We start from the raw sequence: 7,771 nt of genomic DNA on the forward strand, positions 1-7,771 counted from the left end.
TTCACCGCTGAATACTTGGTAAAAACCTGCGGTTAGTTAACGTAAGTTGCTAGAGATAGTTTTGTAGTTCAGCCATAAGGCTTAGTCAAACGTCAAATACTCGATCTCACCGTGGCGATCGATCGACATCGAAATCGGCTATAAAACCGATCGGATAACGATCTCGATCGCTAATTAACGACGCTCGATCGATCTGAAAAAGATACTTGAATTGGCTGACCGCTCCTGAGAGTGTAGCCAGTATGATATTGAAATATATCCTATTTCAATTGTATCGGTAATTTGCCGATCGAGTTTATGATGATAGATGCGGTAATTAGTAAGTCTGCAATGCTAGCTAACTTCGATCGAGACAAATTGCAATGGCAATCGAACAAAGATGAATCGACGATCGACAGCGAGATTTTAGCAGGTCGATATTTAAGGCGATCGATCTTGCATAAAAGCAATTTTGGCATGACCTGGTTGGCACAGAATGTCTATTTACCAGGACAACCAGCGTGTGTAATCAAGCAACTCGCCACCAGATTTACCGATCCTAAATTAACTCAAATCGCGATTGCCCAAACGAAGCTCGAAGCCCTGAGCCTGAGTCGGCTCGGCAGTCACGCCCAAATTCCATCACTAATCGATTACGTACAAAGTGAGGACGACTTATATTTAGTTGAGGAATACATTCCAGGGAGCGTATTGACGGAAATCATCGAGAACCAGGACAAATTTACTGAAGTAGAAGTCGAAGAATTTTTAATCAAAATGTTGCGGCTGCTGGAATATATTCATGCCCACGATTTAATTCACTGCGACATTAAACCCCAGAATATTATCCGATCCCAAACCGATCGCCGCTTTGTCTTAATCGATTTTGGTGCGGTTAAAGATATCGATCCTGTCAATATCGAACGTAAGCGAGATCGTACCAGCAGCGTGTCGATCGGTACGCCAGGATTTGCGCCGCCCGAACAATTAGCCAACCGCGCGGTGCCAGCTAGCGACCTCTACGCACTTGGTATGACCTGCATTTATCTGTTGACAGGCAAAGATCCCAGTCAATTTCCCACCGATCCCTACACTTGCGAATTAATGTGGTGGGATTCATTAGATCTGAGGCTCGACTTGCGTGAAACGATCTCCAAAACTATCCAAATCCCCTTGGGAGATCGGTATCAATCAGCTACTCAAGTTTTGACAGATTTAGACAATCGATCGATCCGTGCCAAACTACGTACCTATTTAGACCAAAAACACGCCGTTTCCAAAACCCAACAGATCGGCAATCGCGGATACTACCCGGCTGTCGTCCATTGGGCATTGGGGATCGAGTAATCGGTAGTCTACCGATCTCATGGTGCTAAATCCTGACAAATACCGACAGCACAGTGCGCGTTCGATGATAGACTAAACGATAGCATTGCAAAATATTAAAAGTAGCTAAAAACTGGAACGATTTAGCATACAGCAACCAGCGACGATTTCTAGCGCGATTACCTTAGGTAAGTTCCGCTAAAAATGACTGGTGAATCGTTATCCAGAGCCAATTATTGGCAATTTTCGCACTCCAGATAACAAAAAACAGATCTTCGATCTGGCTTGTTACATCGACCGCTATAGACAAAATCACACAATAACTAAGTAACGCGCACATGGCTAGCACCGCAGAAAAAACAAACGTGGGGAAACTCACCCAAGTTATTGGTCCAGTTGTGGACGTAGAATTTACTGGCGGTAAGATGCCCCAGATTTATAGTGCCCTCAAAGTTGAAGGCAAAAATGAGGCTGGACAAACTGTATCCGTAACCTGTGAAGTCCAACAACTTCTGGGTGACAACCAAGTTCGTGCTGTTGCCATGAGTACCACCGATGGGTTGGTTCGTGGTATGGATGTCACCGATTTGGGCGCGCCGATTAGCGTACCCGTCGGTACTGCTACCCTCGGTCGGATTTTTAACGTCTTGGGCGAAACAGTAGATAACCAAGGTCCTGTTGCTACTGAAGAAAGATTCCCAATCCACCGCGACGCTCCCAAACTAACCGAACTCGAAACCAAACCTTCCGTATTTGAAACCGGAATTAAGGTGATCGACTTACTCACTCCCTATCGTCGGGGTGGTAAAATTGGTCTATTCGGCGGTGCTGGCGTGGGCAAAACCGTGATCATGATGGAACTGATTAACAACATCGCCACCAACCACGGTGGTGTATCCGTGTTCGGTGGTGTAGGCGAACGTACCCGCGAAGGAAACGATCTCTACAACGAGATGATGGAATCGGGAGTAATCGATAAAGATAACTTAAATAACTCCAAAATCGCGCTAGTCTACGGTCAAATGAACGAGCCACCCGGAGCGCGGATGCGCGTTGGCTTGGTCGCGTTGACAATGGCAGAATACTTCCGCGATGTTAACAAGCAAGACGTGTTGCTGTTTATCGACAACATTTTCCGCTTCGTTCAAGCGGGTTCTGAAGTATCTGCACTCCTCGGTCGGATGCCTTCGGCGGTAGGTTATCAGCCGACTCTAGGTACCGATATGGGTGACTTGCAAGAGCGGATTACTTCCACCAAAGAAGGTTCGATTACCTCAATCCAAGCAGTATACGTACCTGCGGATGACTTCACCGACCCCGCACCAGCAACTACCTTCGCTCACTTAGACGGTACGACTTCACTATCCCGTGGTTTGGCGGCTAAAGGCATTTACCCCGCAGTAGATCCTCTCGATTCTACTTCGACAATGTTGCAACCATCGATCGTCGGTGCCGAACACTACAACACCGCTCGTGCCGTTCAATCGACCCTCCAACGTTATAAAGAATTGCAAGATATCATTGCCATTCTCGGTTTGGACGAACTCGCCGAAGAAGATCGCCTGATTGTTTCCCGCGCGCGCAAAGTCGAACGCTTCTTATCACAACCCTTCTTTGTTGCTGAAGTCTTTACTGGTTCTCCTGGTAAATACGTGAAATTGGAAGATACCATTAAAGGTTTCCAAATGATTCTCAACGGCGAACTAGACGATTTACCCGAACAAGCTTTCTACCTCGTTGGCGATATCAACGAAGCGAAAGAAAAAGGTGCTAAATTGCTCAAAGGCTAGAAGTAGGTTTTAGGTGTTAGGTGTTAGGTTTTAGGGTATAAGCAATGAGTACGATGAATATATCTACTGCTTAATGCTCACTCTAAATCGGGACAGATACCTGTATCTGTCCTAACAACCTAAAACCTAAAAACCTAGAGCCTAAAAACCTAAAAATATCAACATTTATAATTTAAAACCTAACACCTAATACCTAACACCTAACACCTAAATATGACACTAACAGTAAGAGTAATTGCTCCAGATAAAACAGTCTGGGATGGCACCGCCGATGAGGTAATTTTGCCCAGTACTACGGGACAATTAGGAATTTTGACTGGACACGCATCTTTATTAACAGCATTAGATACTGCGGTAATGCGCGTTAAAGCTAGTAAAGATAAATGGACTCCCATCGCTTTAATGGGTGGCTTTGCCGAAGTTGATAATAATGAAGTTACCGTACTAGTTAATGGTGCAGAGTTAGGCGAGAATATTAATCGCGAACAAGCCCAAAAAGAGTTTACCGCAGCCGAGCAAAAACTAGCCAGCGTGCAAACAGGCAATCGTCAAGACCAAATTGAAGCAGATCGAGACTTTAAACGCGCGCGCGCTAGATTGCAAGCGGCTGGCGGCTAAATTTCTATTAAAAGTGCAATTAATAATAAACCCTCTCAATCGATCGATTGAGGGGGCTTATTATTGTAATATGATTGCAGAATTGCGATCGAATTATTGAGGTACGATCTAATGATGCGGCTATTACGAAGATTGGCAGCTATTCTTCATGAAGACGAAATTTTTTTACACACAGTTGAATCGATCGAAGGGATAGTTTCTAAAATCCTCTCGATCGGGATGATTTTTGTAACATTTATCGCGATCGGACATTTAAGTTATGCTTTAATCGAAAAACTAATACTTACGGTCGAACGACCCAGTAACGATAGTTTTAACACGACTTTATTTGAATTATTCGGGCTATTTTTAAATGTTTTAATTGCTTTAGAAATCCTCGAAAATATCACTGCATACTTACGCAAACACGTCATTCAAGTAGAGCTAGTTATTGTAACTTCGCTCATTGCTGTCTCTAGAAAAATTATTATCCTCGACCTTGAAAAGAAAAGTAGCAGCGATTTAATTGCTTTAGCTGTTGCTGTATTTTCCCTCTCAGTTGGTTATGCGATAGTTCATCAAACCAATCGCACCAATCGCCCATAGATGCTAATATTACTCATTAAAATTAACCGGATCTGATTGTCTGGTACCTCCTGGTACCAGCCGCTGGGGACGACCCAATCCTGGTGGAATTCGATAGATGCGGGGACGCTGAAACACAGTGCTACTTTCTTCAACATCTGGATTGGCTGGACTCGAACCCGGTACAGTTTTTCGGTTGCGATCGATTGAATTGGGCGAACTCGGATTCGTTATCGGCGCAGTCTGAGTGGGCGTTCTGATTACGCCTTTAGCACCAGCAAGATTGGCACTAGTTAGTGAAGTATTGCCTAGATTTACACCTGTAAAATCTGCTAGTGCTAAATTCGCGCCAGCTAAATCGGTATTCGCCAGAATTGCTGTCCTAAAATTGGTATTGACTAAATTTGCATAAGAAAGATCCGTGCGAGTGAGATTGGTATTGGCAAAATTGACATCGATCGCACTTACCGCTTGTAATACTGCTTGGGTAAAATTGGTATTATTCAGTGTCGCACCAGTCAGATTGGCTCCACCTAATTTAGCTCCTGAGAGGTTAGTTCCTGTCAAATTTGCTCCGACGAGATTTGCCGCCTGAAGATCGGCATTGACGAGCTGTTTGCGGCTGAGATCTGCACCGCTAAGATCGCAGCCGACACACTTTTTCGTACTCAGTAAGGTTTTGAGATCTGTAGGACTATAAGCATTTGCAGGTGTAGCAATGCCAAAACAGATGACCGCACAGAAAAAATATAAACGGTAGTTCATTTTAGTAGCTATTAATGGTGTTAGTGTCAGTACCAATGCAAATTTCAGGCTAGAAATCGGGAATAATTTACTAGAAGCTGATTTTTAACAGATCGTCCGATCGTTAGTTATCGATAAATGCTACATATTTTATTAGTTGGAGCTGGCTGTTTCTGTACGTTGATGTTTGCCATCACGCGCTGGTTTGGCTTGTGGATGCCAGATACCACAGAGGAAAAACCATCCGTGCTGGAATTAAGCTGGACGTTTTTGGTATACGCAATTATCTGTTTTGGATTAGCAATTTGGCAAAAATAAGCCAGCACTAATCGATCGCGGATATGAGCATAAACCTCGATCGTTAAAATCTTACTCAATTAGCAACTACTTAATCAATGAAGCTATAAATCACCTGAAGTTCCAGGTTTGAGTTAAGAGTAGACGGTAATTGGGCTTGAGGATACAGTTGGCGATCGATCTGCGTTTGCAATCCAGTTAAAGGGTCTTGTCCGTTCGCGACTAAAAATTCGAGGCGACTGATTTGGGGAAGGGTATCCATTTCATCTAAGACTTGGGAAACCGCCCGCACGTAAGGATGATTGGGATCTTTATACCAGCCTTCTACTGCTAGATTAGCCTGGTCGAACCCTAAATGAAAAGTCAATGAGGGGTTGCTAAATAATGCCGTTCCCACGGGACGAGCTTCTTCTTTAAGCAACAGGTTATGATTTTGGGCGATGTGACGGAGTTTGTCTAATCGATCGTACCGAGCGGTGACTTCTAATGGTTCCTCAGTCCAGGTAATGCCGACTGTGACTAGATAAGTTTGTAGCAACATGTGTCCGAGCTTTGCGGCTTTGGTGGCTAAATAGTCATTGTTGTAATCATTAGCCTCGATCAATAACGGCACTCGATCGACCATTTCTAAGCCGTAGCCTTTAAGTCCGGCAATTTTACGAGGATTATTGGTAATCAACCGAATTTTGCTAATTCCTAAATCGTTTAAAACCTGGGCACCGACCCCATAATTGCGTAAATCCGCAGGGAAGCCGAGGCGATTATTGGCTTCGACGGTATCTAGTCCTAAATCTTTTAAGGAATAGGCTTTGAGTTTATTAATCAGCCCAATGCCACGCCCTTCCTGCCGCAGGTAAACCACCACACCTTCCCCAGCATTCTCAATCATCTTCAACGCGGCTTGGAGCTGCATCCGGCAGTCGCAGCGGAGCGAACCGAGCGCGTCGCCCGTCAGACATTCTGAATGCATCCGCACCATCACGGGTTTGTCGATAAAGTCCGCCGGATTGCCTTTGACAATGGCGACCGTTTCCGTGGCATCTAACAGATTGCGATAGCCGTAGAGCTGAAACTGACCGAATTGACTGGGCAGCTTGGTAATCGCCTCGCGATGGACGAATCTGTCGTGTTCGAGCCGATAGCTAATTAAATCGGCAATGCTGATAATTTTCAGATCGTGGGTGTACGCGTAGGCAATTAAATCGGGCAATCTTGCCATCGAGCCGTCGGGGTTCTGAATTTCGCAAATTACACCTGCTGGCGACAAGCCCGCCAACCGTGCTAAATCTACCGCTGCTTCAGTATGTCCCGCCCGCTTTAACACCCCGCCTTCTTGCGCCCGCAGCGGGAAAATATGACCTGGACGGCGCAGATCTTCGGGTCTGGTATCGGGATCGATCGCTAAATGAATCGTCCGCGCGCGATCGTCTGCCGAAATTCCGGTAGTCACGCCTAATTTATGACTGGCATCGATACTCACCGTAAAAGCTGTCTGATTGGGATCGGTATTATTAGTCACCATCAATGGTAGATCCAATCGATCTAACTGGTGTCCCATCATTGCCAGACAAATTAAGCCTCTGGCATTAACCGCCATAAAATTAATCCGATCGGCAGTTACCGTCTGTGCCGCACAGATTAAATCGCCCTCATTCTCTCGATTTTCATCATCTACCACCACGACCATTTTGCCCAATGCGAAGTCTACGAGGGCGGTAGGAATCGTGTCAAATTCAAAATCGGACAGGTCAGTAGCAGAAGTTGGTATCACAGAACGGTAAAATATTGGTAAATTATATGGTCTGTCCAAACAAGTCTCAACCCTAGTGCAATCCTGCTGTAGAATCTATCTACATTACCAGATCGTCAAATTCAAAACTAGTTTTGAATGTAGGGTTTAATTAGTTTGAATTTCCCAGCATCGATATGGCGATCGCTTCTTATTATTATATAGGTCATAACATTCATGGGTGAGCAGATCGAACGCCTTCAAGTTGGGATTGTGGGTGCGTCAGGTTATGGCGGTGTCCAGTTAATCCGCTTATTACTAGATCATCCCGCGGTCGAGATTGCCTACTTAGGTGGCGATAGTAGCGCGGGTAAAAAATTTGCAGATCTATATCCCCATCTCGGTCATGCTATTAATTTAACGATCGAACCGATCGATGTCGATGTCATTGCCTCCCGCTGTCAGGCAGTATTTCTCGCTCTGCCCAATGGTTTAGCCTGCAAATACGCTCCACCATTAGTTGCCAAAGGATGTATCGTCCTCGACCTATCTGCCGACTATCGCTTTACCGATCTCGATACCTATACTCAATGGTACAAGCTTCCCCGTACCGATCGCGAGACTGCGGCGATGGCTGTCTATGGCTTACCCGAACTCTATCGCGCTAAACTCAGCAACGCCAAACTCGTCGGTTGTCCCGGCTGTTATCCTACCGCCAGCTTAC

General features: G+C 45.2%; 7 protein-coding genes and 1 pseudogene. 6 read left to right on the forward strand and 2 right to left on the reverse strand.

Annotated elements, in window-relative coordinates; genetic code table 11:
• Positions 1-297: 297 nt before the first annotated feature.
• The 4 genes from RMO79_RS20810 (at position 298) to RMO79_RS20825 (ending at position 4,298) form a co-directional block, all read left to right on the forward strand.
• Positions 298-1,326 (forward strand): serine/threonine-protein kinase, encoded by a 1,029-nt coding sequence (locus RMO79_RS20810; protein ID WP_310485181.1) that lies wholly within the window; start codon positions 298-300, stop codon positions 1,324-1,326.
• A gap of 317 nt (positions 1,327-1,643) precedes the next feature.
• Complete coding sequence (atpD, locus tag RMO79_RS20815; protein ID WP_310485182.1) at positions 1,644-3,095, forward strand: F0F1 ATP synthase subunit beta; 1,452 nt, start codon at positions 1,644-1,646, stop codon at positions 3,093-3,095.
• Positions 3,096-3,308: 213 nt separating this feature from the next.
• On the forward strand, positions 3,309-3,713 hold the full coding sequence (atpC, locus tag RMO79_RS20820; protein ID WP_310485183.1) for an ATP synthase F1 subunit epsilon: 405 nt from the start codon (positions 3,309-3,311) through the stop codon (positions 3,711-3,713).
• A 111-nt stretch (positions 3,714-3,824) separates the two neighbouring features.
• Complete coding sequence (locus tag RMO79_RS20825) at positions 3,825-4,298, forward strand: phosphate-starvation-inducible PsiE family protein (protein WP_310485184.1); 474 nt, start codon at positions 3,825-3,827, stop codon at positions 4,296-4,298.
• 9 nt (positions 4,299-4,307) lie between these two features.
• Here the strand turns inward: RMO79_RS20825 and RMO79_RS20830 are convergent, their stop codons facing one another.
• Positions 4,308-5,042: a pentapeptide repeat-containing protein gene (locus RMO79_RS20830; protein WP_310485185.1), complete on the reverse strand. Its 735-nt coding sequence runs from the start codon at positions 5,040-5,042 to the stop codon at positions 4,308-4,310.
• 117 nt (positions 5,043-5,159) lie between these two features.
• Between RMO79_RS20830 and RMO79_RS20835 the strand changes: the two genes are divergently transcribed.
• Positions 5,160-5,339 carry a hypothetical protein gene (locus tag RMO79_RS20835; RefSeq protein WP_310485186.1) on the forward strand — a complete coding sequence of 60 codons (180 nt, stop codon included), beginning with the start codon at positions 5,160-5,162 and terminating at the stop codon, positions 5,337-5,339.
• Positions 5,340-5,409: 70 nt separating this feature from the next.
• Here the strand turns inward: RMO79_RS20835 and ribBA are convergent, their stop codons facing one another.
• Complete coding sequence (ribBA, locus tag RMO79_RS20840; RefSeq protein ID WP_396136647.1) at positions 5,410-7,089, reverse strand: bifunctional 3,4-dihydroxy-2-butanone-4-phosphate synthase/GTP cyclohydrolase II; 1,680 nt, start codon at positions 7,087-7,089, stop codon at positions 5,410-5,412.
• 195 nt (positions 7,090-7,284) lie between these two features.
• On the opposite strand from ribBA, the pseudogene argC reads away from it, so the two are divergent.
• Positions 7,285-7,771 (forward strand): annotated as a pseudogene (gene argC / locus RMO79_RS20845) (N-acetyl-gamma-glutamyl-phosphate reductase); the annotation flags it as partial.

It is taken from the genome of Chamaesiphon sp. VAR_48_metabat_403 (assembly GCF_031422475.1).
Taxonomy (GTDB): domain Bacteria; phylum Cyanobacteriota; class Cyanobacteriia; order Cyanobacteriales; family Chamaesiphonaceae; genus Chamaesiphon.